The following is a 26,620-nucleotide window of genomic DNA, read 5'->3' as shown; positions in this document are numbered from 1 at the left end:
ATGGTAGGCAGTATTGCCCGTCCCACAGATAACTTTACAGGTTTACTCAATCAAGGAAACATAATGTCTCTGTCAAAGGAAATCCCAAACTTCCACGAAAGGCTCTATAAGTCCCTTGAAAAGGGCGGCGACAAGACCGCTCTTGTTTATAAGGACAATAATGTATCCTACACTCAGCTGAGAAATGATGTATTCAGCTTCGCTGCAACCATCAGTCAACTGCGTAGTGAGCCTGGACTTAGACTGGGAATCTATGCCCGTCACAGCTATTTCGGCAGTGTTGCTGTTCTGGCTTCAATCTTGAGCAATATCACCAACGTTCCCCTTAATCCGGAATTTGCTGATCCGCGTAATGGCTTTATCATCAGCCACTCTGAGCTTACTCATATTTTCATTGATGAAGACGCTGCAGAGCGTGCTGTCAGCTCAGTCGTTACTCAGCTGTCCCCTGAAAAGATCAGCTCTCTTTCCTTCCTTGCCCTGGCAGATGGCGTCAAAGCAACAGTTAAAGCACTTGATGAGTTACGCGACAAAGCAGTCAGATCAGCCCTGTCTCAAAGTTCTGAAGCAGCAATTTTGCACCAGGCAGCGGACAGCACTGATCAGGCAACACAGAGCAAATCGGACGAGAGCGTACTGAGAGCACAGATACCTGACATCAGTGAGCGCATTGATGCCATGAAGAGCAAGCTCATGGTTTTTGAGCCGCGCCCACTCACAGCTGACGGCATGCCTGAAACCAGCTGGTATCCTGGGGAGGATTTTGATACTGAGGCCATCATGCACTTCATGTTTACCTCAGGATCTACTGGTCAGTCCAAGAGTGTTGCTGTCACCTGGGACAATTACTCAATTTACTTTGACCAGATCATGAGACGCTACCAGCTCAGGGAGACTGACGTCTTCAGCTCACTGTCAGAGTCCACTTTTGACATCAGCCTTCAGGATACTGCCTGCGCTCTGGTATGTGGCGGTACAGTAGTCATACCTGATAAGCGCGATCTTATGCTAATCCATAAGTATGTTGATGATCACAGGATCACAGTGCTGCATACCGGACCTCACATAATCTCATATCTGAGCACTATCCATGTTCTGGAGAAAAAGAAGTTTGAGAGCCTTCGTCTGACAATCTTTGTCGGCGAGGCTCTGTGGATGCATCACCTGAAAATGTTCCACAATACCTTTCCAAACTCAATACTGTTAAACACCTATGGTCCGACCGAGTGTACCGTCATCTTCTGCTACTACGATGTTCCATTTTCGCAGCTTGAAAAGGACGACTGTCCCCGCAGCATAGTACCTCTGGGCAGGATGTTCGACAGCGTACAGGTTTATGTAGCCGATGCGCAGGGTAATCCTGTCCCTGATGGAACACCAGGTGAGCTTATCGTGGGTGGCAATCAGATTACTTCAGGTTACTACAACAGCCCTGAACGTAATGCTGCTGCTTTCTTCAGAAAGGATGGTGTTAACTGGTACCGTACTGGCGATCAGGTGGTAGCCGGCACCGAAACCATTACTGAGGACTGCCTGCATGGCAAGGCCGGTGAAACTTTTACCTGCTACCGCTACATTGGCCGTAATGATGACATGATGAAGGTAGGTACCTACCGTGTCTCTTTTTACGAGGTAGAGGAGCAGCTGGGCAAGCTGACTGACAGACCAGTCAAGGTAATGCGCTGCACTGTAAGAAATGGAGAGTTTGATGAGGCCAGGGTCGTTGCAGCTCTTGAGGGCGCAACTGATGAGGAGCTGGCCAGCATCAATGAGGCAATGCGCTCAAAGCTCAGCAAATACATGCAGCCACGACACTTCTTCAGCATTGAAGAGTTCCCGCGCAACGTCAACCGCAAAACAGACCGTCTGGCCCTCAAGAACATGGTCATTGAAAAGGCAAGGAACGAGTACGGCATAAAACTCAATCCATAGCTGTTAAAGACATCACGTCATAACTGCAATGCCCGGCGCTGCCCAGTATATCAGCCATGCATAGAGTACATGCGCCGGCCTGCATGCTGCACTTGGCATGACACTGTGCTGGAACAGTCATACAGCCATAAAGCCCTCTGCCATGCTCTATTCTGACCTGAATCAGGTTGTACCCCCATTAAATGTTGGGAATCTCAGTCTACTTTATGACTTAACAACAACGTGCACGACTGTACAAGACCTTGCACCGTGTTCTAACAAGATTATGTGTTGTTCTAACGGCTTTGTAGAGCATTATCAGCTTAATATGCCGGCTGCTGGGGAGTTTAAAGTCACTTGCCCGTTGAGCGTTTAAATCTGGATGGCCTGGTCCTGGTCTTAGGCTGGATCTCTTATCAGCTTTTATACGCCAGGATACTCTCTTTACGGGTTTAGTAAGAAAGTTTATACGCGCATTTCAATATCCTGCAACTTTCCAGCAGCTTTGCAGTCAGTGCTGATATTTAAGCACATACATAGTATCAGCCTGAATGGGGCCCACTGGCCAGGTAGCAATAGTGAAATACAATCAGATTTTGATAAACAGGGCAAATATCCCACCTTTTAACGGAGCATTTATGCATACCATAGCCTCAGGACAGAGCGTTCCTGAACGCATATATAACAGTTTATCAATGGGGGGGGGGTAAACAAAATTGCGCCCTGATTGTTGAAGGAAACAGATACAGCTACACAGAGCTTAGGAAAGCAGTATTCACTTTTGCCTCTTTTGTAAAGCATCTTAATGCCGGGCGGATTGCTCTGTATACCCGTGGTACCTTTGAGACTTATCAGTCTCTGCTGGGTTCACTTCTCAGTGGCATCACAACAGTTCCCCTTAATCCACGTTTTCCTGCCCTTAAAAATGCTTTCATCATCGAGCACTCGGCATGTACCCACGTCTTTATTGACAGTGAATGTGCCGATGACGTGGTAAAGACCGTGCTTGAACACCTGCCAGCAGAGCAAATAAGCAGGCTCACCTTTATTGCGTCTGAGCCAGCTGTCACAGCTGTTAATGATGCACTGGACCAGCAACTGCAGCTATTAGCCAATGCGGGTGAATCAGCCGAAGCAGGCGAAGCAGCCGACGCGGCTGCAACTGCCGACATGGCTGATACGGCTGGCAAGGTCGAGTTGTTCCGAGCACGACTGGTGGCTCTGCCTGACTTTAAAGCCGTGGCAGCAGTTGATGTGGACTTTAAAGTTCCTGAGGTCGATGCAGACAATATCATGCATATTCTTTACACCTCAGGCACTACAGGCGAGCCTAAAGGGGTAATGGTAACGCAGGGTAATTACGCTGTTTATCTGACCAGAATTCTTAAGATGTACCAGTTTGGCAGTGACGATGTATTTTCACATTTTGCAGAGATTACCTTTGATATGAGTCTGCAGGATGTGCTCTGCTCCATCATATGCGGTGCAACTCTGGTATGTCCATCTAACAGGGACAGAGCAGCGCCTCACAAGTATCTGCTGGACAATGCAATTACGGTTCTTCATACCTCTCCATCAATGATTTCTTACATGCACAGAATAAGGGTCGTTGACAGAATAAAACTGCCATCACTGCGTATGTGTATCCTGATTGGCGAGGCGCTTTGGTTCCATCAGCTGCGTCAGCTTCATAAAATGGCCCCCTCAGCAAGGCTTATCAACACCTACGGACCTACCGAGGCTACTGTTGCTGTAAGCGGCTACGAGGTATTTCCAGCTGATCTCGAAGATGACAGCCTTGAGTACACCATAGTGCCTCTGGGCCGTGCCTTTACTGGCGTCGAACTGCTGGCTGTTGATGAGCATCTTGCACCTGTAGCTGCAGGAGCAGCTGGAGAGCTGCTTATTGGCGGCGATCAGGTAACAGCAGGGTACTGGCACAATGAGGCAAAAAACAGCAATGCTTTTATAGAGCGTAATGGCAGCCGCTGGTACCGTACCGGCGACATAGTCAGGGCCAGCAACGGCACTGTACTCGCTGACTGCCTGCACGGCAGCGCAGGTGAAGGCTTTACCTGCTGGCACTATATTGGACGCAATGACGATATGGTCAAGGTAGGCAGCTATCGCATTTCCCTGTATGAGGTTGATGAAAAGCTGGCCATGCTCACAGAGCACGCAGTAGTGACCGTGTCCTGCAATGAAACTTATGACGGACTTGATTTTACTGTCATGGCCGCTCTTATTGAGGGTGGCACTGATAAGGAGATTGAAAGCATCAAAGACAGAATGGCTCAGGTTCTGCCTGACTATATGAGGCCAAAATTCATGCTCTGTGTGCCAGAGTTTCCGCTCAATACCAATGGCAAGGTAGACCGACGCTCTCTTAAAGATATGCTCATCAGCAACGCACCAGAGAAGTTTGGATTAACTTTAAGACCGTAGCATATTGAGCAAAGGTACCTTTAGGTCTATGGCTCAAAAGTTGATCATTTGCGTTCATGAAGTCACTTCGCCACACCTGTATACTGTCCGTGTGTCGGTCGGTTATGCAATTGAACGCTTTGAAAAATGAATAAGGAAAATTGATGTCTGAAATAGAGTCAGGAAAAAGCATTCCTGAATTCATATATAATGGTTTATCAATGGGGGGGGGGTAAACGGGATTGTGCCCTTATTGTTAAAGGGAGCAGATACAGCTACACAGAGCTTAGGCAAGCAGTATTCACTTTTGCCTCTTTTGTAAAGCATCTAAATGCCGGGCGGATTGCTCTGTATACCCGTGGTACCTTTGAGACTTATCAGTCTCTGCTGGGCTCACTTCTCAGTGGCATCACAGCAGCTCCCCTTAATCCACGTTTTCCTGCACTCAAGAATGCTTTCATCATCGAGCACTCGGCATGTACTCACGTCTTTATTGACAGTGAATATGCCGGTGACGTGGTAAAGACCGTGCTTGATTATCTGTCTGCAGAGCAAATAAGCAGGCTCACCTTTATTGCGTCTGAGTCAGCAGTCATAGCTGTTAATGAGGCACTGGACCAGCAACTGCAGCTATTAGCCAGTGCTGGTGAATCAGTCAATGAGGGTGAATCAGCCAAAGCAGGCGAAGCAGCCGACGCGGCTGCAACTGCTGACATGGCTGGTACATCTGGCAAGGTCGAGTTGTTCAGAGCACGACTGGTGACTCTGCCTGACTTTAAAGCCGTGGCCGCAGATGATGTGGACTTTAAAGTTCCGGAGGTCGATGCAGACAATATCATGCATATTCTTTACACCTCAGGCACTACAGGCGAGCCTAAAGGTGTAATGGTAACGCAGGGTAATTACGCTGTTTATCTGACCAGAATTCTTAAGATGTACCAGTTTGGCAGTGACGATGTCTTTTCACATTTTGCAGAAATTACTTTTGATATCAGTCTGCAGGATGTGCTCTGCTCCATCATCAGCGGTGCAACTCTGGTCTGTCCATCTGACAGGGACAGAGCAGCGCCTCACAAGTATCTGCTGGACAATGCAATTACGGTTCTTCATGCCTCTCCATCAATGATTTCTTACATGCACAGAATAAGAGTCGTTGACAGAATAAAACTGCCATCACTGCGTATGTGTATCCTGATTGGCGAGGCGCTGTGGTTCCATCAGCTGCGTCAGCTTCATAAAATGGCTCCCTCAGCAAGGCTTATCAACACCTACGGACCTACCGAAGCTACTGTTGCTGTAAGCGGCTACGAGGTATTACCAGCTGATCTCGAAGATGACAGCCTTGAGTACACCATAGTACCTCTGGGCCGTGCGTTTACTGGCGTCGAACTGCTGGCTGTTGATGAGCATCTTGCACCTGTCGCTGCAGGAGCAGCTGGAGAGCTGCTGATTGGCGGCGATCAGGTAACAGCCGGGTACTGGCACAACGAGGCAAAAAACAGTAATGCTTTTATAGAGCGTAATGGCAGCCGCTGGTACCGTACCGGCGACATAGTCAGGGCCAGCACCGGCACTGCAGTCTCTGACTGCCTGCACGGCAGCGCAGGTGAAGGCTTTACCTGCTGGCACTATATTGGACGCAATGACGATATGGTCAAGGTAGGCAGCTACCGCATTTCCCTGTATGAGGTTGATGAAAAGCTGGCCATGCTCACAGAGCACGCAGTAGTGACCGTGTCCTGCAATGAAACTTATGACGGACTTGATGTAACTGTCATGGCCGCACTTATTGAGGGTGGCAGTGATAAGGATATGGAAAGCATCAAAGACAGAATGGCTCAGGTTCTGCCTGACTATATGAGGCCAAAATTCATGCTCTGTGTGCCAGAGTTTCCGCTCAATACCAATGGCAAGGTAGACCGACGCGCTCTTAAAGATATGCTCATCAGCGTCGCACCAGAGAAATTTGGGATAACTTTAAGACCATAGCGGGTTCGTCAAAAGCACCTTTAACATATGGCTTCAGAGCGCCTTGTTTCCCATGCATGCATGCAGTGGCCAGAACATCACCGTATACTTCCCTGCACCTGCTGCACCTGCAGCAGCATCAGCACCTGTATCAGAAACTGTATCAGCAATTGTGCAAGATGTTTTGCATGTACCTGTACTGCATATGTGCCTGCAGTAGCAGTGGATATGCCTGCGTCAATGATTGTGCGACTAAACACTTTACAAAATATCAAGGAGCTTATTTTGGGAGCCATAGCATCAGGAAAAAGCATTCCTGAACGAATTTATAATGGCCTGTTGAACGGTGAGAGCAATAAAGTTGCTCTGGTAGTAAACGGTAACAGATATACTTATAAAGACCTTAAGAACGGTGTTTTCAGTCTGGCTGCAGCTCTTGTAGATATCAAGGCTGGCCGTCTTGGTATCATTGCCCGTGAGTCTTTTGAGACCTACCAGTGTCTGTACGCAGCCTTGATGACCGCCACCGAGTGCGTACCTCTTACCCCAATTCATCCTGCATCCCGTATTGCCTTTATCATTACCCATGCTCAGTGCACCCATGTCTTAATGGACAGTGTAAGCGCCCTTTCAGTAACAGACGCTGCCCTGGAGCATATGACTGATGTGCAGCTGTCAGATATAACCTTTCTTGTCCTGCCAGAAACGGCTGCACTGATAGAGAGTGAACTTGATAACAGAGCACGCAATACTGCCAGCCGCCAAACTCAGTCTTTTCCGGATGGCAGGGATACTGGAGCTGATGATGATTTTAATAGACGGGCAGTTCTGTTCAAATCGCGCCTGAAGCTGCTTGAGCTCAAGGATCTGGGTGATGATGAAGGCGGTGCTGCTGCACTGGTGGGCACCGTGGACTCTGATGACCTGCTGCATGTCATATACACCTCGGGCACAACAGGTAATCCCAAGGGAGTCATGATTACCCATGGCAATTATGCTGCCTACCTTGACAAGCTGCTGAATCTCTTCGAGTTCACCAGTGATGACGTGTTCAGTCATTATGCGGAAATTACCTTTGATACCAGCCTTGCAGACCCTCTTTGCGCAATTATCTGCGGCGGAACACTGGTATGCCCGTCGCAGCGCGACAGAACCGTGCCTCATAAATATATCGCCGATAACGGCATTACTGTCACTCAGGCTACCCCTCCACTTATTGCATACCTCAAGCGCCTGCGCATTATCGACAGGGTCAAAGTAAATTGTCTGCGTCTGGCGGTGTTTGCTGGCGAGCCTCTGTGGTACTCACAGGCAAGACAGTTTCATAAGGTCTTTCCTGATGCCCGTATTGTTAATGCCTATGGCCCTACAGAAGGTACTGTGCATGTAACAGCTTATGAGGCTCTGCCCGATGAAATAGAGCAGGGTCTTGATTATTATGCCGATGTGCCTATGGGACCATGTCTGCCGGGCATTGAGTTCAGGATCGTTGATGAAAATCTTGATGAGGTTGCGGCAGGTCAGCAAGGTGAGCTGCTTATATCAGGCGATCAGGTATCACCTGGCTACTGGAAAGGGCAGAAAAATGGCAGGCAGGCCTTTATTGAGCTCGATGGCCGCCACTGGTATCGCACAGGAGACCTTGTCAAATCATCTGTAAGGTTGCTCGAACATGACTGCTATCATGGAAAGGCAGGAGAAAGAATTGTCTGCTATCACTATCTGGGGCGCAATGATGATACAGTCAAGGTTAGCAGCTTCAGGATTTCACTGCTTGAGGTCGAGGAGAAGATCAGCTTCATAACCGATCATCAGATAAGAGCGATAAAGTGCTGTGAACCTTTCGACGGTGTCGATCATCCGGTAATAGTAGCAGTTATTGAAGGTGCAGACAGCAGTCTTGTCGAATCAGTCAAAAAGCAGATGCCACAGGTACTACCGGGATATATGTGGCCTCGTTATATGACCTTCCTGCCTGCTTTTCCTCTGAACACCAGTGGCAAGGTCGACCGCAGAGCGATTAAGGAAATCATTCTGGAGAAAGCTCCTAAGATATTCGGACTTGAGCTCCATCCATAAGGCCCCACAGGCGCAGCGGTCAATGGACCGGTGCAGACCCCATAAGGCCCTACAGGTGCTGCGGTCAATGGACCGGAGCAGACCCCATAAGGCCCCACAGGCGCAGCGGTCAATTGACCGGAGCAGACCCCATAAGGCCCCACAGGCGCTGCGGTCAGCTGACAGTATGGGCGGTACATACGAACAGGCCCCGGCATCAAGCCAGGGCCTGTTTGTCATTTCAGACTTTTGAATTTGTCATGCAGCCCAGGAACACCTGGGTTTTCAGCAGGAACATGGGCTCCGAAACCGTATGGCACCGCCACCTTGCGAATACTCAGGCTGTGCAGCCGCTGTCTGCTGCCAGGCTGGGCTCTAATGGTATCGGGCAGGCTGGCGGAGCGGATCAAGGTGGTTATATTGCCGGGCCATTGTGGGAAATGATGCAGTTGAAAGGCTGATCAGGCTGATATCCTACACTGGTATATATTCTTTTGAGTGCGCCGGTTCTGGTCAGATGACATAGAGTGATGCGATTCCAGCCCCTCATGCGGCCAAAAGCAATGTTTTTAGCGGTCATCTGCATGGCAAGTCCACGGTTTTTAGAGCATGGATTGCGTACAAAGAAGTCGATGAAGCCACGTTCTGTCAGGCACTTGAACACAGTGACAAACTCGATATTACCCTCGTCGTCACGAAGCACCTGTACCATACCCTGTTCAATGCGCTGTTTTATGACTTCTTTATTGAAGTTGTTATACAGATAGTGGCTGGCAAAGGCCTTGTCATTTATTGAGTAAATCTCAGAGAGCTCATCTACTGTCGCAAAGTCACACGGCTCCAGCCCGTACTGGGCAAGGAAATTGGCATCTCCCATCTTGTCGGTCCATGAGCGCTCGTCGTTGACGGCTGTATCACCCTGAGATGCAGTGCTTGACAGGGCAGTATCAGCCAGGGGCGCAGTAATTGATGGGGCTGTATCTGATGCCGGGTCTGTGGCTGGTACTGGCAGAGTAACACCGTCGAAGTGGACATTCTGGTCCATAACACCGGCAAAGCACCTGTTGAATAAACTTTCCTGACAGTGCCATGTACCATAATGCATTATAAAGCATGTAGCGGGGTCAAAAAGTTCAGCAGGCATGGATGGAAGGTAGATGCTTAAAGCAACTCCGTGCAGGTCCTGTCCATCAGGAACCTTATAGCCTGACTCATTCCATAATGAAAGAGAGTCTCCAAGAAGTTTACGGGCTTCTACTGTGGTGAGCGCGTATATACGGCCACTGCCCTGGGCATCAGAATCAGATGCTGCCTCATTTGCCATCGTACCGGGAACGTGACTGGCACTGCCTTTTAGTATCTCAAGACCGACACTGGTACAGATACGTAACAGTACAGACAGTCGGAGCATGCTGTCATCTACAAGCTTGCCAGCGCTGTCCCATACCTTCATGAACTTGTCTGATGCTGTGGCATTGTCAATGCTCAGATCGCCGGTGCTTTTTCCGGCTGGGGCCAGAGGCTTTACTGTATAAATTAGCTTATTGAGAGCAGAGCGGCAATCATATTCAGGATGGAGCATGAGACGGTGCTTCTGATCTGAATAAAGAACCTTCAAATCAGGTGAGCGACTTAATTCCATATGGATATTGTTGCTGAACATATGATGTACCTTTGGGTCCTAAGCGCTGTGTGATGGCAGGAGCGGAAATATGATAAGAAGGTCTGTTTTGATGTCAGTAAAGTGAGATGTCTGAGTTATCATGGACTGGGAACACAGTAATCTATAAGCATGAATGTATGCAGCATGGACATTGACTGGTACTGCCTTTCAGGCAGTGGCAGGAATTATCATTGAGGCAGGGTTATCTGAACACCGCACATTGCTGACCTGCGGGCAAAGAAAGTCGGTTGAGAAATTTCAAAACTGACAAATATCTTTTTGCATGTGAGCATACTGCCTGAGCCAGGCTCATGCAGGTCAAGAGAATACTGCCTGAGGCTGGCTCAGGCAGGTCCATGGCATGTTTGGTCTGTAAGCAGCCCATGGAATTTTACTGTTCGATCTCAGCCTTAACCAGGTTGTAGAAATCAATCAGGGTGCCACACTCCATGATATCCATAATATCAAGGGCTGCACCACGTGATTCAAGCTCCGACATCATGCTGATACAGGCAACGGAGTTGAAGTTGTCTTCTTCTACGAAGTTGAGATTGTCATCACCCTTAATACCGCATATCTGCTCAAACAGCTCATAAAACTCTTCTTTTGTCATAGCTTAATCAGCATGCCAGGCAAGCTTGAGCCCAGGCATTACTTCTCCTTAAATATGTAAATATAAATCTTTTAGTCTGCAAAAATTAACACATATGCCGGTCAGACTTGCCGGACATACCTGCCAGTTTTTCCTTTACAGGTTGTCCTTGCATACTTTTTGAGCTCAGGATGGAGCTGTTGATACAGCTCAAAGGCCTCCACCAGGATGTGGATTTAGCTGAGATGCATCTTTAGTCCAGGAATTTGCTTGCCTTGACGGGACTGGCCTGTCGGCAAGTGGACATTGTGGACGCATGGCAATGCAGGGGTATTCAGGTTATCATAAAACAGACTTTATTCCAGAGAGCAGTGGACAAAGTGTTACATAGACAGGCATTCACCATGATTGTGCAGCTGGCTCATGGTCTGTCATTTTAACCCGCGCTGTTCTGCCTGTGTTACCTTACAGACAGTAAAATTGGCATACAGCACATAAAGTCATGGTACGACCTGGAATGAGACAGGAACAAACAGCATGGTTATCCGGGTTTTATCCTCATTGAATATAAGCCCGAGCCGGAGATCATATGCATAAGATCAGTGAAAGTAAGCCTGCCCGCTGGAGCAGAGACGAATTGATTGAAGTTCTGCGCAACAATGGCCTTAAAGAGGGCCAGACAGTAGCAATGTTCAGCTCTGTGGGTGAATTTGGCATGCCTGATCTCAAAGGTCAGCATCTGAGCCAGTTTTATCTTGATGCCCTTTTCTCCATCCTTGGAGAAACAGGTGTACTGGCCATGAGTGCTTTTACTTACAGCTTCTGCAGCGGTAAGGATTTTGATCCATGGAAGGATCGCAGTACAGTTAATGTCATTGCCAATTACTGTATTGATGAGGGCATAGGCGTACGTACTGTAGATCCGATATTTTCCTGGGTAGTGGTTACCATGCATGACCTGCGTCTGCACCAGCAGCATCGCCTTGCTGCAGATGCAAAGGCTCAGGCTGAGGGCCGTAAATACCGCCCTTTTGCCCCCTACCACTGTCTTGGACATGATCTCGAGCAAGAACAGTGTGAGGTGTCACAGTCAGCTGCGTGCCATGCCATTACTGATAGTGTTGCTGCTGCACCAGCACAGTCTGAGTACTACAATATCAGGCAAATACGGACAACCAATGACACCTTGCGTTATGCCTCCCCCTCCATAGTGTCATATCTGCTTGAGCGTAATGCCCGCTATCTGATGCTCGGCAGTATTCATTACATTACCTTTGTGCACTATCTGGAGCATGAACTGCGCAGTTCCCAGCGTATGTTCAAGCAGTTCACGGGTAAGGTAATGACCAGAGCCAGGGGCAGCTGGGAACACGATGGTGCAGATTTCAGCTGTTTCTACTTTGTGCGTCAGCTGTGCACAAATACCGAAGTTAACATGGGGCGCTTCTTTCTGGCTATCTGTAAATGGCCTCATATCTGGCCACAGGATGATGTCAACGTGCGTCCGCGCTTTGCAGGACGATTCCTGTGCCTTGGCCCTCTGAAGTACATGCTTGACTGTATGCGCCGCGAGTTTGCAGCCAATGAACTGTGGTACTGCAACGGTCCTGCTCTGACCCAGGCGCAGATTGCTGATATGGAAAGCAGTCCATGGACCTTTGACAACCTGGAAATCACCACATGGCAGGTGATTGATCTCAGTGACAAGAGGTCTGCTGCTGACTGACAGAGCAGTTCCATGAAAGGTATGCATTTCAGTCAAACGCACTCTCATTTGAATGTATAACATTAGCCTTGTCGGACAAGCTCTGGCACAGTGGATCCCTGCAACTGAAGCCTGGTATGGGAGGGGCTGCGCAGGTTCGTGCAGTTATAACCTCTAAGTCGGAAAGTTGTGCGGGCTTTTATTCCGGTAACCTGCATGGTTTGTGATTGTTTTGAAGTCACAGCTGCGCGGCTCATCATACAGTTTCACTGTCGAAAATGCTTTTCCATGGTGCCGGTTTTACTGTACATCTCTAAAATTAACACTGGTAACCTGGATATCTGTAACATGACTGTTGATAGCACTGTATAATCGTGGGTCACGGCCCATCCTTTACGCCATGTTGTCTGGTGTGCTTTTTGAAAGCCATGCAGTCACTGGAGTCGACATCATTGGGCAGACCAGGGATCATTCCAGCTGCATCTGAACCAGTTTGACGGGGTGCTGCAGCAGGATATGGGGGTTACAGGGCGATATTCTGCGTATAGCAGGCTCTTCTTTTAACCATGGCGGGAACCGCCGCTATCAGTCACCGGAATTTTAGTTAAATTTACTGTGGAGTACGGACATGTCCTCAGCTGCTGAACATCTCAGCCTCAATCAAAGGCTTTTCCTTGCCCTGAATGATGGTGGTGCCAGGACAGCTCTTATTGCCAATGATGAGCAGTTCAGTTACGACCAGCTGCGCAGCCATGTCTATGCAGCCGCCAGTGATTTAAGCAGCTTTAAGCCACAAAGACTGGCCATTATGACCAGCCGTGCTCCTGAGACCTACTTCATTATCCTGGCATCCATATTAAGCAGCACCTGCTATGTGCCAATAAGCTCAGTACACCCTGAGCCTAAGAACGCTTTTATCATCGACCACTGCCAGTGCTCCCACCTGTATATCGACAGTCACGGCTGCGACTATGCCTGTGACCTTATCATCAATCATCTCAGTGATCTGCAGATAGAGCGCATTACTTTCCTCGTGTCACCTGCCGGTATGCAGATGATTAAGACCAGGGTGGATCAGGTCATTGAGAATGAAGGTCTGGACGAGGCAGTAAAGACCAGGGCGGCTGCATTCCTTGCAAGTCTTAAAGTCATAGCAGCTGATCCGCAGAATTTTAATGTTGAGAGCTTCAGACCATATGAATGTGATGGCTCTGAGGTCATGCACATACTGTATACCTCCGGCACCACTGGTCAGCCCAAGGGTGTAATGGTCCTCAGGTCTAATTACGAAGCCTATTTCGCTTCCACAATGGACTTTTACGACTTCAGGGAAAGTGATGTATTCAGCCACTTTGCTGAGCTGACCTTTGATATCAGTCTTCAGGATGTGGTCTGCGCGCTGTGCAGCAGAGCCTCGGTAGTGTGTCCTTCCAAGACAGATATCATGGTGCCAGTGCGCTACTTTGAAAAGTATGGCATTACAGTTGTTCACAATACCCCTTCCATGATTCAGTACATGGAACGTACTGGCATGCTCTCAAGGGTCAAGACTCCAACAGTTCGTATTGCCATTTTCGCCGGTGAGGCCCTCTGGTACCGTCAGGTATCGGCCTGGCATCAGGCTTTCCCTCAATGTCGCATTTTCAATGCCTTTGGCCCTACTGAGGCTGCGGTCATTGTATGTGTGCATGAGGTAAGCGCAGCGGAAATAAGCCATCATGAGCATGACAACAGCATTGTGCCTCTGGGCCACAGCTTTGACACTGTTACTCTCAAAGTTGTGGATGAAAGTGGTTGTGAGGTACCTGAAGGTACCACAGGTGAACTTCTCATTGGTGGTCCTCAGGTAACAGCCGGATACTTCAGAAATGAGCAGCGTACTGCAGAGACATTTTCCGAGAGTGACGGCATGCGCTGGTTCCATACAGGCGATCAGGTAACTGCATTTACCCATAATGCCCTTGAGAACACAGCAATGTGCGCTGCAGGTGAGAGGTTTACCAGTCACCATTATCTGGGTCGCAGCGGCGATATGGTCAAGATCAAGGGTTTTCGCATTTCAATGTACGAGGTTGAAGAGGAATTCAGTCATCTGACCTCACTTCAGTCCGTGGCAATGAAATGCAGTATTGAAAATGACGGCTTCAACGAAGCGATACTGGTAGTTGCCATTGCCGGGGCTGACGAACATGAACTCAGTCGCCTGCGCAGTGAGGTCAAGAACTCCATGAGCATTTACATGCGTCCGGAGTACATCATTGCTGTGGACGGCTTCCCGCTTAATGCCAATGGCAAGACTGACCGCAAGGCACTCAAAGCAATGGTTATCAATCAGGCTCCACACAGTCTCAATGTACAGTTGCTCGACTAACCAAAAAAACGCATTAACGCCATAAACCCGTCAGCACAGGCCCGCCTAAGCCGAACCAGACCAGCCTGTCCAGTAGTATCAGGCAGGTCTGGCAGTCTTTTCATCAGCACAGGCCCGCCTAAGCCGAACCAGACCAGCCTGTCCAGTAGTATCAGGCAGGTCTGGCAGTCTTTTCATCAGCACAGGCGCGCCTAAGCCGAACCAGACCAGCCTGTCCTGTAATATCAGGCAGATCTGCCAGTCATTTCATCAGCACAAGCCCGTCCCCACCACATCAGATCTGCCTGTCCAGTAGTATCAGGCAGGTATTCCAGTATTTCATCAGCACGAATCGATAAGGTTTTTACTGAACAGTACCGTTAAACTCCCTGTATAATCATGTTGTTGAGAGACTTCAGATATGCTCTGTATTAGCATGACTGCTGTCTTATACAGATTTCTATTTGAGCACGGCAAGGGAGGAATGTATGACTTATCAGTCAGCTGGCCATATGGTACCTGAGCGTATTTTTAAAGCCCTTATGGAGGGGCCCGAGAAAACAGCTCTGCGCGTGGATGGCGAGGAATACAGCTACAGCCAGCTGCGTGAGGCCGTATTTGCCTTTGCCCGTGATTTGCGTCAGCGCCGACCATATCGCGTTGGTCTGCTCACCCATCGTTCCTTTGAAACCTACCAGAGCCTGCTTGGCTCACTTTTGAGCGGCATAACCTGCGTTCCTCTCAATCCTCTTTTCCCTGTGGAAAAGACGGCCTTTATCATCACACATGCCCAGTGCAGTCATGTATTTATCGACGGTGGGTGCCTCGACTGCGCCATAAGCATGGTTGAGCACCTCGAGCCTGCGCTGCTGGACAGCCTTACCTTCATAGTTTCTGCCAATACAGCCGATCAGGCACAATCCATGGCTCAGGCCCTGCTTGACAGCAACGACTGCCCTCCAGCAAAAGCTGGTGCACTGCGCAGCATGCTCGCGCACATGTCTGTCAGCCCAGTACTGCAGAGTTCTTCTGCGTCAGGTGCAGAAAAGGCAACCTCACTTTCGCCTTCCCATGCTTCAGCTGAGCTCTGTTCAGTCGGCAGCAGTGCCGGTGAGGGAGAGGCCGTCTTGCCTGCCCAGGTGCAGCCTGATGACATCATGCATATTCTTTATACCTCAGGCACTACCGGCCAGCCTAAAGGTGTAATGGTGTCCCATGGCAACTATGCAGCTTATCTCAACAGTATCCTGGAGCTCTACCAGTACAACAGCTCAGATGTCTTTTCCCATTTTGCTGAAATCACCTTTGATATCAGTCTGCAGGACCCACTGTCAGCTCTGATAAGTGGCGGTACAGTGGTCTGCCCATCTGCAAGAGACTTGATGATGCCGCACCGTTATCTGCAGAGCAATGGGATTACTGTGGTGCATACCGTGCCTTCTCTGGTTTCCTACATGCAAAAGACCAAAGTGCTGGATAAAGTCTGCATTGACAGTGTGCGTATTACCCTCTTTCTGGGAGAGGCTCTGTGGTATCACCAGGCCTGCATGTACCATAAGGCATTTCCTTACTCTCGCCTGATAAATACCTATGGACCTACCGAGACTACGGTAGCAGTCAGCTATTATGAGGTTACTTTAGCAGAGCTGAATGACCCTGCAACTGAGCATGCCATAGTTCCACTGGGTCGTGCTCTGCCAGGAGTAGAGCTGGCAGCAGCTGATGCACAGGGCCATTTCCTGCCTGATGGAGTTCAGGGCGAGCTTCTTATCGGTGGTGAACAGGTCACTCCTGGTTACTGGAACAATAAAGAGAAGAACGAGCAGGCCTTTATCAGCATTGAGGGACGCAGATGGTATCGTACCGGCGATCTGGTCTCCATGTTTACCGCAAAGGCTAAACCGGGCTCTCTGCAGGCTCAGGGCGTGGACACTTTCAGTACCTTCCACTACATAGGCAGAAATGACGATATGGTAAAGATATCCGGTTACCGTATCTCCTTTTATGAGGTTGAGGAAGGGCTGGGGAAACTTACCGATCGCCCGGTAAGAACCATGAAGTGCACTGAGCTTATGGCAGGTGTTGATACCGATATCCTGGTAGCTGTCATTGAGGGCGCCGACGCCGATGAGGTTGCGCGAATTTCCAGGCAAAGTCATGATGTGCTGGCAACATATATGGTTCCTAAATATGTAGTTTCTGCGCCGTCTTTCCCTTTGAACTCAAATGGCAAGGTTGACCGTCGTGCCCTTAAGGAGATGGTGATAAATCAGGCCTCTGAGCTTATCGGTAAAGAACTTAAGGGATAACAGGCAGGATGCGGGGCCTGCATCTGCATGTGTTTGGCGGTACGTAAATTGCTGTGCCTTTATCAGCTTTTTCCTCGTCGCAATTTTGATACGAGCGTCATGCGATAAGCATTTTGGTCGTTATTTCAACTTGCTGCTTCCTTAAAATCATGATTGGCAATCATGACCAGACGGTTCTAACTGAGAAGTGCCATACAATCATTGACAGATTTAACATAATCAATGAATTATAATAACAGCAACATGTGCAAGGCTGTTATAAGCATAGCGTATAGACCGCCGTCCCTGGTCTGATGTTAAATACGCTCTTTCCTGAAACACAGGCGTTATTATGTCCATTCCAGATACCTTAGATTTCCAGGCTCTTTACGATGAGCTGCTGATGATTCCCCGCTCTATCACTGGCGAAGGTTACCTCAAATCACTGGAAATCCTGTCACGCTACATTCCTTTTGAGCTAGAGTATTACCCAAGCGGCAGCAAAGCACTTGACTGGACTGTGCCTCCTGAGTGGCATCTTGAGCGTGCCCAGCTTAAAGACCTCAAGGGCAATGTCATTCTTGACACAGAGGTAAATCCCCTTCATGTTCTCAACTACTCCACAGGTTTTCAGGGCACAGTTTCCCGTGAGGAACTTGAGGAGCATCTGTATACTGACAGCCGCGATCCAGACCAGATTCCTTACGTGACCTCATATTACAAGGAACGCTGGGGCTTTTGTCTTTCTGAGAACATGAAAGTAAAGCTCACTGATCCATCTTACGAAGTAGATATCAAAGCATCCTTAAACCAGCAGGGAAACGTGGTTATTGGCATATGTGATCTGCCTGGTCGAACCGACCGTATTGTTCAGATAACATCCTATATGTGCCATCCTAATATGTTTAACAATGAGCTTTCAGGCCCATTGACACTGCTGTGGATGTATCTGCTTCTGGCCTCACTTCCTGAGGAGTCCCGTCTTTATACCTACCGTTTTATCATTAACCCGGAGACTATCGGCTCCATATGCTATCTGTCACGTCATGCTGATGAGCTCAGGGAAAAGCTCGAATATGGTATGACTGTGAACTGTACTGGAAGCTTTTATGCCAATGAGTATGTAAATAATTATGGCCGTATCAGGCCTGTTGATCTTTCACTGCTCAAGGAGCATCTTGATTCCAGCAACACATCATCCTGTAGTTCAGCTTTAAGTTCTGCTGCCACTGTTATCTCAGGGGCAAGGCAGATATCCCCTGCACAGGACAGCTGTACAAATGACTCTGATGCCCTGAGCTGCTTCCATCACCTGCTTACCGAGATGGAATCATGCTATGAACAGAACTTCCTTAAGGCGCCGCTGACCTTCAAAATGACCCGTCAAAGCATGGTTGATGAGATTCATCACATGCTTGCTTCACAGAATGAAAAAGGAACTGTCTCTCATAAGTCTGACTGCACAGACATAAGCGAAGATCCTTGTACTAATTTAAACACGGACAGTGACCTTTCCTATGCCTTAAGCATGCTCTCAGAAAATGAGCTGAAAGATAAATACATTAAGCGTGGCGCGGTGTATGACGGCCTGAGCAATGAGCACAGGATCACGCTGATGCGCTGGGCTGTTTACCACAGCATGAACAGCTTAAGCGTACTGAGAACAGACTGCGCACTGAGGAAGCATAAAGACCATAACTGTGTGCTTACTACACCTGTGGATCGTATCATTTCCCTGCTTGAGCAGACCAGTGGTGATGATATAGCAGGCTATATTTTCCAGCCATATGGCGGCGCTGACGAGCGTCAGTATGGATCAGCACTGCTGCAACTTCCTGTCGTTAACGCTTTCCGCTGCCTCTACAGCTGTTATGGAGAGTATCACTCATCACATGACAATCAGAGCCTGTTCTCGCTCGACAGTCTGATGGAGAGTGCCATTCAGCTGGTTAAATTCACCAGATTTTATGAGCGCCGCAATGAAAAGGTAGTAGCTGTCATTGAAGGCGAGCCGCAGCTGGGCAGCCGTGGCCTCTACCCTACTATTAACTGTTACGGCAGCTATGCCTCCATCAGGAAAAGCAGCATATATTCAGTGGCCAATATCGTGCACGTACTTAACCTGGCTGATGGCTCGTTCACTGTTGAGCAGCTTGCCAGAATCATTCAAATCCATGCCTTTGACCTCCTGGATCTCATAGACCATCTGTGCAGCAAAAAGGTCCTTGCAAAGCTCTGAACAGCAGATCATAACCGATAGCATAATGGTCATACACACACGGCCATAATGCTTTACAAAACGTTTTGCCATCCGCCACGTCGAATCGCATTTCCAGGGACACACCCTCATCCTGGACAGCTGCCACGATGAGGCGTATTTTCTGAGCCCCATCCCCATCCTGGGCAGCTGCCACGATGAGGCCCATTTCCTGCGCCCCATTACCGTTCTTGACAGCTGCCACGATGAGGCCCATTTCCTGCGCCCCATTACCGTTCTTGACAGCTGTCAAAAGATCAGCTGCCAGTCAGGAATTCTGTATTTTTCAGCACGGAAATTATGCAGCTCATTCAGATAATGTGCCGGCACTGATGAATACCAGTAAACATTGAACGGCACCGTAGCGGCAGGGATAAACAGCTGCTATGAGCGTTAGGCTGTTATTAGCATCCGTCAGTACGCAATATCTTTCATCATGGCACAGCCTTAAAACAGCATAGTGAAAGTATGTTCAAGCCATAAGATGCACACCATTGCTCATAATCAAACAATTAAAATCGATAATCACACATGACCTGCTGGCCAGTAATCAGCCCAGTATGTCCTTAACAACCAGGCGGCCATCAGATGAAGCATTTACTTCCAGATTCATTAGATTTCCAGGACCTGTATGATGAGCTACTCATGATTCCACGCTCAATTTCAGGCCCGGGCTTTCTCAAGTCACTGAAGATTTTACGACGCTATATCCCTTTTAAGCTGGAGCGTTATCCATCTGGCAGCAAGGTTCTGGACTGGACTGTGCCTCCCGAGTGGAAACTTGAGCGTGCTCTGCTTAAGGACACTGGCGGTAATATCATTCTGGACAGTGATGTCAATCCCCTGTATGTACTCAATTACTCCACATCCTTTCAGGGCACAGTGACCCGTGCGGAGCTGGAGGACCACCTGTTTACTGACAGCCGTCACCCGGATCAGATTCCTTATGTCACTTCATATTACAGGGATCGCTGGGGCTTCTGCATGTCCAGCAAAATGAAAGAGCAGCTGACTGATACCCATTATGAGGTAGATATCAGGGCTGAAAAGGACAATGATGGCGAGATTTTGGTTGGTGTCTGCGATCTTCCCGGTATGTCTGACCGCATAGTGCAGTTCTCTTCATATCTGTGCCATCCGAATATGCTCAATAACGAGCTGTCCGGCCCCCTGACTCTGGTTTTAATGTGGCTGCTGCTTTCATCGCTGCCACGAGAGTCAAGACGCTATACATACCGTTTTGTAATAAATCCGGAAACCATAGGCGCCATATGCTACCTGTCACGCCATGGCGATGAGCTCAAGGAAAAACTCGAGTACGGCATTAACGTAACATGCACTGCCAGCTTTTATTCAAATGATTACGCTGGCAATTTCAGCCGCATCAAGCCGGTTGATCTGACCTTGCTCAAGGAGCATCTTGCTTCAGAGTCAATAAAACTCAAGGCTGAGCCGGATTTCAACAGCTGTAATGGCAGTCTCAACGGCAGCCAAAGAGCTGCTGGCAGTTGCCCCAGCCACAGCTGCACGGATACCCACAGCTGTTTTAATAAGCTTATTGCTCAGTTTAAAGAGTGCAGTGAGCGCAATTTTCTGCCATTTCCTATGACATTTAAAATGACCAGACAAAGTCTGACTGACGAAATTAAATATGTCAGGTCATCCGTAATGGCAGAGGCTTGTGCAGTGGGTGCAGGTTCAAGAGCTCAGAGTGATATTGACTGCTGCGCTGATGATGCTGCCAGACGCTTTGTATCGCCAGCTCCAGCATGGAAAGATAAAGAGATACTCAAAAGCGCCATGACCTGTATCACAGATGAGGAAAAGTCAGGGCATTACATGCTCAATGGCGGCCTTCACAGTGGACTGAGCGACGACCATCGTATGGCTTTGATGAACTGGTTCATATCAGATCATTTGAAAATGCCATCAGTTAATAAAATCGTCACTTCTGATGATGCCAGTTGCAATCCTGCAGTTAAGCACTCCTGTACAGTGGACCATGTCATAGCCGTGCTTGAAAAGTCCTCGCAGAGCAATATCAAAAGTTGCGTGTTTATGCCATACAGCGGCTCTGATGAGCGCCAGTACTGCTCTGCTTTAATAAACCATCCAGTGGCAAGTGCTTTCCTTACAGCCTATGGAAGCTATGGTGAGTATCATTCATCCCGGGACAGTCAGGAGCTATTCTCCCTTGACAGTATAATCTGGTCGGCAATACAACTGGTCATGTTTTCGCGCTTTTATGAAAGACGTGAAGAAAAACCAAAGGCTCTGATACCAGGAGAACCACAGCTGGGGCTCAGAGACCTTTATCCATCTCTGAGCTGCCGTGCCAATGATGGCCCATTACATGGAAGCAGTGTATGGTCCGTGCTCAATATCATTACTCTGCTTAATCTGGCAGATGGTCAGTACACGGTTGAGGAGCTCAGTGGCATATTGGACATTCCAGCCTTTGAAATGCTCGACTTGATTGACCTGCTGCGCTGCAAGGAGCTGCTGGCCTGATATCCAGGGCCTGAAGGATTAAAACAGGGGGGCTGTCTCTATTATGATACAGGCCCTTTCTATTATGTTTTAGTATGTATGTATGTATGTATGTATGTATGTAGCTATAAAATGCTGACATACACTGCACATCATGTTGCCAAATTCTGCCCTGTTGCGCTCATTACTATAGACCAGCATTTCAGAACATGAACGCGCGGAAAATGCGCGTAGACCAGCAAGGGCATTGAGGCGCACCATATTAGGAGCTAATGCTGTCGCTTTGATGCCCTGAATATTATCGCTGCTTAGCGCGACAGTCTTGTTCCATGATACATGGGGGCAGCTTTGTCTGGCCGGGACCTTCATAGCGCATCTGCCTGTTTACGGGAGCGGCATGACAGTGCATGTGCAGGCTGCCCTTCTGGTTACCGTGGTTGCTAGGGGTACTGCATGGTTTACTGCATGCGTTACTGGTCCAGACTGAACAGGTGGCAAAAGCGTCAGAAATGGGACACAGCATTTAAGGGATTCAATGCTGATAGGGATTGCCATGTCATTTTTCTGCTGCATATGATGCTTATTCGTCACATTATGACTTGAGTGGCATGGACTAAAACAAACTCCAAGGGAGCTTTTGCGTTTCTGAGTAGGGCCTGAAGAAATAGTAAATGAAGTATCATCAGGAGCTTATAGCCACGCCATGCCGATAAAATCGGGCATTTACTAATGATATAGATATGTCTTTTTATGATTGAGGCACATGCTTTGCTACTATGATTATGTCAGTGGCTGTGTACGCCATACTGGTTAGCATAGATTTGCAAACATAAGAGCATTGATATTCAACAGCGATTGTAAACGTTTTCAAACTCTGAAATTTATGTATTAGTATAAATTGTTTTAGAGAGTGAAATCGTCTTTTCATGTCCTCAGCAACAGTTACAGACTGGTGCATGTCTTCCTCAGGTTATTCTTATGAAGTCCCTTCCACAAACTGTAGATTTTCAGGCTCTCTACAACGAGCTCCAGATGATTCCACGCTCCATTACAGGAGATGGCTTCAAAAAATCTCTGGAAATTATCAGCCGCTATATTCCTTTTGAAGTAGAGCACTACCCGTCTGGCAGCAAGGTGCATGACTGGAATGTACCACCTGAGTGGAAGTTTGAGCGCGCCGTGCTTAAGGATTCAAAGGGCAATATCATCCTGGACAGCGATGTTAATCCCCTGCATGTACTCAATTATTCTGTTGGTTTTCAGGGAACCGTAAGTCGTGAGGAGCTTGAAAGTCACCTTTATACCGACTCTCGCAATCCGGATCATATACCTTACGTTACCTCATACTACAAAGACCGCTGGGGATTCTGTCTGAGCAGCAAAGCGAAGGACAGCCTTAACGACACTCATTATGAAGTGGACATCAGAGCATCAAAAGATCCAGAAGGCAGCGTTGTAATTGGCGTATGTGACCTGCCGGGCCAAAGCGATCGTATAGTGCTGATCTCCTCATATCTATGTCATCCATCCATGCTCAATAACGAGCTGTCAGGACCGCTTAGTCTGATCTGGATGTACCTGATGCTTGCATCACTGCCTGCCAGTGCCCGCCGCTATACATACCGTTTTATTATCAATCCTGAGACCATAGGATCTCTGTGCTATCTGTCTCGACATGCTGAAGAGCTTAAAGAAAAGCTTGAGTATGGTATGACCGTAACCTGCACTGGAAGCTTTTACTCCAACGACTATGCAGGCAAGTACAACAGCATCAGTCCTGTGGACCTGTCATTGCTCAACGAACACCTGAGCAGTGAAACTTCAGAGAACATTGCCCTGGAAAAGGACATGACCTGCTATAACAATCTGCTCTATCAGATTGATCACTGCACTGAGCAGAACTTTCTGCCTGTTCCTCTGACCTTTAAGATGACCCATCAGAGTCTGCTTGATGAGTTCAATCATCATGTCGAGCAGCAGGCCCTCTATGGCACAACAGCACAAGTACCAGTACAAGCCCCATCAGCCGCATCCGGTACGGCGTTGTGCGCTGCTGCAAAGCTATCCCTGACACACTCTATGTCCCATGCACCACTGGCGACTGAGTCCCAGGACATGGTCGAAGGCTGTGATCTTGAAAATGCCATAAGCAAGCTCAGCGATATGGAGCGCGAGGGACATTATGTCCTTAATGGCGCAGTTAATACAGGTCTCTCGGACAGAGAGCGTGTTGCCCTTACGAACTGGGCTGTTAACAGTCAGATTAGGATTTTCTCCATAACTAAGACTATCAACCCTGACAGTGTCAGTGTAAGCCCAGGGGTAAAGCTTTCCAGCACAGTAGATCGTTTAATTGCCAGACTCAACTGTTCAGCAGGCAGTGAGTTCAAACATTGCGTCTTTATGCCATTTAGCGGCTCTGATGAGCGGCAGTACGGTTCAGCGCTGTTTAATCTGCCTGTAGTCAGTGCGTTCCGCACCGTGTACTGCAGTTATGGTGAGTATCACTCATCGTTTGACAATCAGGATCTCTTCTCTCTGGACAGCGTAATACATGCAGCAGTACAGCTGGTTAAGTTCACCCGTTTCTATGAGCGTCGTGATGAAAAGATAAAGGCACTGATTGCCGGTGAGCCACAGCTTGGTTCCAGAGGTCTGTATCCAACCCTCAACTGCCATGGAAAGTCAGGCAAGATGTCACGCCCAGAATCATATCCAGTGATGAAGATCCTGAATCTGCTCAGCCTTGCTGACGGTAATTACACAGTGGAACAGCTGACTACTATTATGAACATGTCCGCTTTTGACCTGCTGGATCTCATTGACCTGCTGCGCAGCAAGCAGGTGCTGGCCTGATCAGAAGCCATTAGAGCACTGAATAAATGCCGCTGAAACTTGAGCTCAAAGGTTTTTCAGCAATCATACAAAGCAGGATGAAAGCGCAGGCTCCATACTCATACTTTGCATGATATGGGAAAAATGGGGCGTGGTGCGCGGGTATGCTTTATAAAACCAAAAGGCCCTCATCTGATATCAGGTGAGGGCCTTTTGAAATTATTAAGCTATGCGGCTTACTGCATGAGAGTTAAGCCATTTCAGATAGCGCAATGCGAGCATATCCGCCTGAGTTACTGTGTCATGGGCTACCATGATAAATCCGCTGCTTAAATCGCTTCCGGTTTTCAGTGGTCCGTATTCAGCGCCTCTGTGAAGGTAGTTTTCCAGAGTAACAATGTGACTGAGTTCCTCGGCATTGAATATACTTGCAGCAATAACATCATCGCAGCAATCACTCTGGATATCGCAGCATGATGAGTGTGACGTAGAGAGAACAGTCCCATGTTCATAGCCGGAGTCACTGCCGGTTGCTTTCCCGACTGCTTTCCCGGCAGAATATCTGTTGCCAGCTACACCCTCACTGGTCTTCACGCAAGAGAGTTCAGTCTGAGGTGTTGAGTCAGATGAATTACTTACAGATTTGTCAGAATTAACTGTGTAATGCATGCCTGAATTGAGAGCTCGAATACATGCCAGCTCACTGGCATTGAAAGCGACAGCCGTATCGCTGGTACGGGCTTTTGCCATAGGGGATTCCGGCGCATTTTCTGGCCATACAGCGCGTTCGGTAAAGTCGAAGAAACGAATAGCGCATGCGCGCGAAGGCAACTTACACGATATGCTCTTACCCTCAATTACATTTTCTCGGTAAAGCTGCATGGGATTGTTGCCATTAAAACAGTGCAGCGATATTACCTGATTCCCTGACAGTCGCGCTGAACAGTCAATAATGTAAGGTGTTCCAGACCAGGAGTTAATGACGTCAGCGGTGAGGAATGTTGAGCGCAGCTCAAGGGATGATGACAGCTTCTGCATCAGCGGCATTATGGCCTCACGTGCCAGGGATACGGCCGTGCTGTTCTCGGAAAAATAAGCTGTTTCCTGCCTGTAAGGGGCAGTAGATATGTCCTTAAAATACAGTCCCAGCAGATGACATTTACCATCATTGTCGACCAGCAGTGAGCATGAAAACTCATCTCCCTTCAACAGCTGCTCAATAAGCAGTCCGTCATCATAAAAGCGCTCTGGGGCCTTATAGGACTTGAGGTCCTGGGCAGATCTGATCATACGAACACCAACAGATCCCGAGCCGGTTACTGGCTTTATGATGCAAGGGTAGCCAATAGAGCTTTGGATTTCATCGGCATATGATGGGAGTGAATGGACCTTTTCAGCAGGTACATATATCCACTGATAGTTATCGATACCGCAGCTTTCTAAAAACTTATGGAGCTTGAGTTTGTGGGTCAGAGTATCAATGGCAGTGAAACTGGCTCCCGGCAGTCCCAGCTCATCATTGATTTTGCCAAGAGCTGTAAGTGCACGTCCTACTGGAAATGCAATGGAGTGGGTGACGCCATACTCACGAGCCAGTTTTGCTGCTCCCACATGGTCACTGAAATCGTGCTTAATACAGGTCAGTCGGTCTTTCCAGCGGTCAAGAAAGTCCTGCGGCAGCACTGGATCACAATCAAGGGCGAGTACATGAACATTTTGGGCAAGCAGCAGTTCATAATACTGAATGCTTTCCTTGTTTGCCCCTAAAACGAGGATACGTGGGGGCTGGTTACTCTTTCCCTGCATAGTACTCATAGCGTAGATCTCTGAGATTTAGGTGTTGGTAAGTCGATTCGCGTTGTGAATGGCTGGTGCATAATCTGCACTATGCACATCAGCTTGTCTGTCACAGGTTACCGGAAATTACGGACTAATATATAAATACACAGATGTAAACACGATTATCTGTAATAATACCGGCAATCTAATATTGATACATTTGTATACCTATCTGACCGGGCATTCATGAGATAAAGATGCAACTTCACTCTAATCATGCATACTGTTTAAAAGCAGACC

At 48.2% G+C, this 26,620-nt stretch carries 13 protein-coding genes; 10 read left to right on the top strand and 3 right to left on the bottom strand.

The window, feature by feature from the left end; all coding sequences use genetic code 11:
• Nucleotides 1-63 precede the first annotated feature (63 nt).
• From MXE39_RS05785 to MXE39_RS05770, 4 genes are all read left to right on the top strand, one after another.
• On the top strand, nucleotides 64-1,932 hold the full coding sequence (locus MXE39_RS05785) for an AMP-binding protein (RefSeq protein ID WP_246977740.1): 1,869 nt from the start codon (nucleotides 64-66) through the stop codon (nucleotides 1,930-1,932).
• A 648-nt stretch (nucleotides 1,933-2,580) separates the two neighbouring features.
• On the top strand, nucleotides 2,581-4,356 hold the full coding sequence (locus MXE39_RS05780; protein ID WP_348647470.1) for an AMP-binding protein: 1,776 nt from the start codon (nucleotides 2,581-2,583) through the stop codon (nucleotides 4,354-4,356).
• 189 nt (nucleotides 4,357-4,545) lie between these two features.
• Nucleotides 4,546-6,324 (top strand): AMP-binding protein, encoded by a 1,779-nt coding sequence (locus MXE39_RS05775; RefSeq protein ID WP_246977738.1) that lies wholly within the window; start codon nucleotides 4,546-4,548, stop codon nucleotides 6,322-6,324.
• Nucleotides 6,325-6,543: 219 nt separating this feature from the next.
• Nucleotides 6,544-8,382 (top strand): AMP-binding protein, encoded by a 1,839-nt coding sequence (locus tag MXE39_RS05770; RefSeq protein WP_246977737.1) that lies wholly within the window; start codon nucleotides 6,544-6,546, stop codon nucleotides 8,380-8,382.
• Nucleotides 8,383-8,776: 394 nt separating this feature from the next.
• On the opposite strand, the gene MXE39_RS05765 is transcribed toward MXE39_RS05770, so the two are convergent.
• Both MXE39_RS05765 and MXE39_RS05760 read right to left on the bottom strand, forming a co-directional pair.
• Nucleotides 8,777-10,024, bottom strand: coding sequence for a hypothetical protein (locus MXE39_RS05765; RefSeq protein WP_246977736.1), 1,248 nt, complete (start codon nucleotides 10,022-10,024; stop codon nucleotides 8,777-8,779).
• 391 nt (nucleotides 10,025-10,415) lie between these two features.
• Nucleotides 10,416-10,637, bottom strand: a complete 222-nt coding sequence (locus MXE39_RS05760) for a phosphopantetheine-binding protein (protein ID WP_246977735.1) — start codon at nucleotides 10,635-10,637, stop codon at nucleotides 10,416-10,418.
• 568 nt (nucleotides 10,638-11,205) lie between these two features.
• Between MXE39_RS05760 and MXE39_RS05755 the strand changes: the two genes are divergently transcribed.
• From MXE39_RS05755 to MXE39_RS05730, 6 genes are all read left to right on the top strand, one after another.
• Nucleotides 11,206-12,342, top strand: a complete 1,137-nt coding sequence (locus tag MXE39_RS05755) for a hypothetical protein (RefSeq protein ID WP_246977734.1) — start codon at nucleotides 11,206-11,208, stop codon at nucleotides 12,340-12,342.
• Between the two features lie 607 nt (nucleotides 12,343-12,949).
• Entirely contained in the window at nucleotides 12,950-14,692 is a 1,743-nt protein-coding gene (locus MXE39_RS05750) for an AMP-binding protein (RefSeq protein WP_246977733.1), read from the top strand.
• 467 nt (nucleotides 14,693-15,159) lie between these two features.
• Nucleotides 15,160-16,980 (top strand): AMP-binding protein, encoded by a 1,821-nt coding sequence (locus MXE39_RS05745; protein WP_246977732.1) that lies wholly within the window; start codon nucleotides 15,160-15,162, stop codon nucleotides 16,978-16,980.
• A gap of 331 nt (nucleotides 16,981-17,311) precedes the next feature.
• Nucleotides 17,312-19,198, top strand: coding sequence for a DUF4910 domain-containing protein (locus MXE39_RS05740; protein WP_246977731.1), 1,887 nt, complete (start codon nucleotides 17,312-17,314; stop codon nucleotides 19,196-19,198).
• A 606-nt stretch (nucleotides 19,199-19,804) separates the two neighbouring features.
• Nucleotides 19,805-21,727 (top strand): DUF4910 domain-containing protein, encoded by a 1,923-nt coding sequence (locus tag MXE39_RS05735; protein WP_246977730.1) that lies wholly within the window; start codon nucleotides 19,805-19,807, stop codon nucleotides 21,725-21,727.
• 957 nt (nucleotides 21,728-22,684) lie between these two features.
• Nucleotides 22,685-24,562, top strand: coding sequence for a DUF4910 domain-containing protein (locus MXE39_RS05730; protein WP_246977729.1), 1,878 nt, complete (start codon nucleotides 22,685-22,687; stop codon nucleotides 24,560-24,562).
• 201 nt (nucleotides 24,563-24,763) lie between these two features.
• Here MXE39_RS05730 and MXE39_RS05725 read toward each other — a convergent pair whose 3' ends face one another.
• Nucleotides 24,764-26,356, bottom strand: coding sequence for an ATP-grasp domain-containing protein (locus tag MXE39_RS05725; protein WP_246977728.1), 1,593 nt, complete (start codon nucleotides 26,354-26,356; stop codon nucleotides 24,764-24,766).
• Nucleotides 26,357-26,620 lie beyond the last annotated feature (264 nt).

The sequence above is a fragment of the Anaerobiospirillum sp. NML120511 genome, from assembly GCF_023050955.1.
Classification (GTDB): Bacteria; Pseudomonadota; Gammaproteobacteria; order Enterobacterales; family Succinivibrionaceae; genus Anaerobiospirillum.
This window is presented reverse-complemented; position numbering and strand designations above follow the sequence as displayed.

Excerpts from the sequence above, each read along its gene's own strand:
- MXE39_RS05775 (WP_246977738.1), top strand. The coding sequence starts at position 4,546 with ATGGTTTATCAATGGGGGGGGGGTAAACGGGATTGTGCCCTTATTGTT.
- MXE39_RS05765 (WP_246977736.1), bottom strand. The coding sequence starts at position 10,024 with ATGTTCAGCAACAATATCCATATGGAATTAAGTCGCTCACCTGATTTG.
- MXE39_RS05755 (WP_246977734.1), top strand. The coding sequence starts at position 11,206 with ATGCATAAGATCAGTGAAAGTAAGCCTGCCCGCTGGAGCAGAGACGAA.
- MXE39_RS05760 (WP_246977735.1), bottom strand. The coding sequence starts at position 10,637 with ATGACAAAAGAAGAGTTTTATGAGCTGTTTGAGCAGATATGCGGTATT.
- MXE39_RS05785 (WP_246977740.1), top strand. The coding sequence starts at position 64 with ATGTCTCTGTCAAAGGAAATCCCAAACTTCCACGAAAGGCTCTATAAG.
- MXE39_RS05740 (WP_246977731.1), top strand. The coding sequence starts at position 17,312 with ATGTCCATTCCAGATACCTTAGATTTCCAGGCTCTTTACGATGAGCTG.
- MXE39_RS05770 (WP_246977737.1), top strand. The coding sequence starts at position 6,544 with ATGATTGTGCGACTAAACACTTTACAAAATATCAAGGAGCTTATTTTG.
- MXE39_RS05725 (WP_246977728.1), bottom strand. The coding sequence starts at position 26,356 with ATGAGTACTATGCAGGGAAAGAGTAACCAGCCCCCACGTATCCTCGTT.
- MXE39_RS05735 (WP_246977730.1), top strand. The coding sequence starts at position 19,805 with ATGAAGCATTTACTTCCAGATTCATTAGATTTCCAGGACCTGTATGAT.
- MXE39_RS05745 (WP_246977732.1), top strand. The coding sequence starts at position 15,160 with ATGACTTATCAGTCAGCTGGCCATATGGTACCTGAGCGTATTTTTAAA.
- MXE39_RS05730 (WP_246977729.1), top strand. The coding sequence starts at position 22,685 with ATGAAGTCCCTTCCACAAACTGTAGATTTTCAGGCTCTCTACAACGAG.
- MXE39_RS05750 (WP_246977733.1), top strand. The coding sequence starts at position 12,950 with ATGTCCTCAGCTGCTGAACATCTCAGCCTCAATCAAAGGCTTTTCCTT.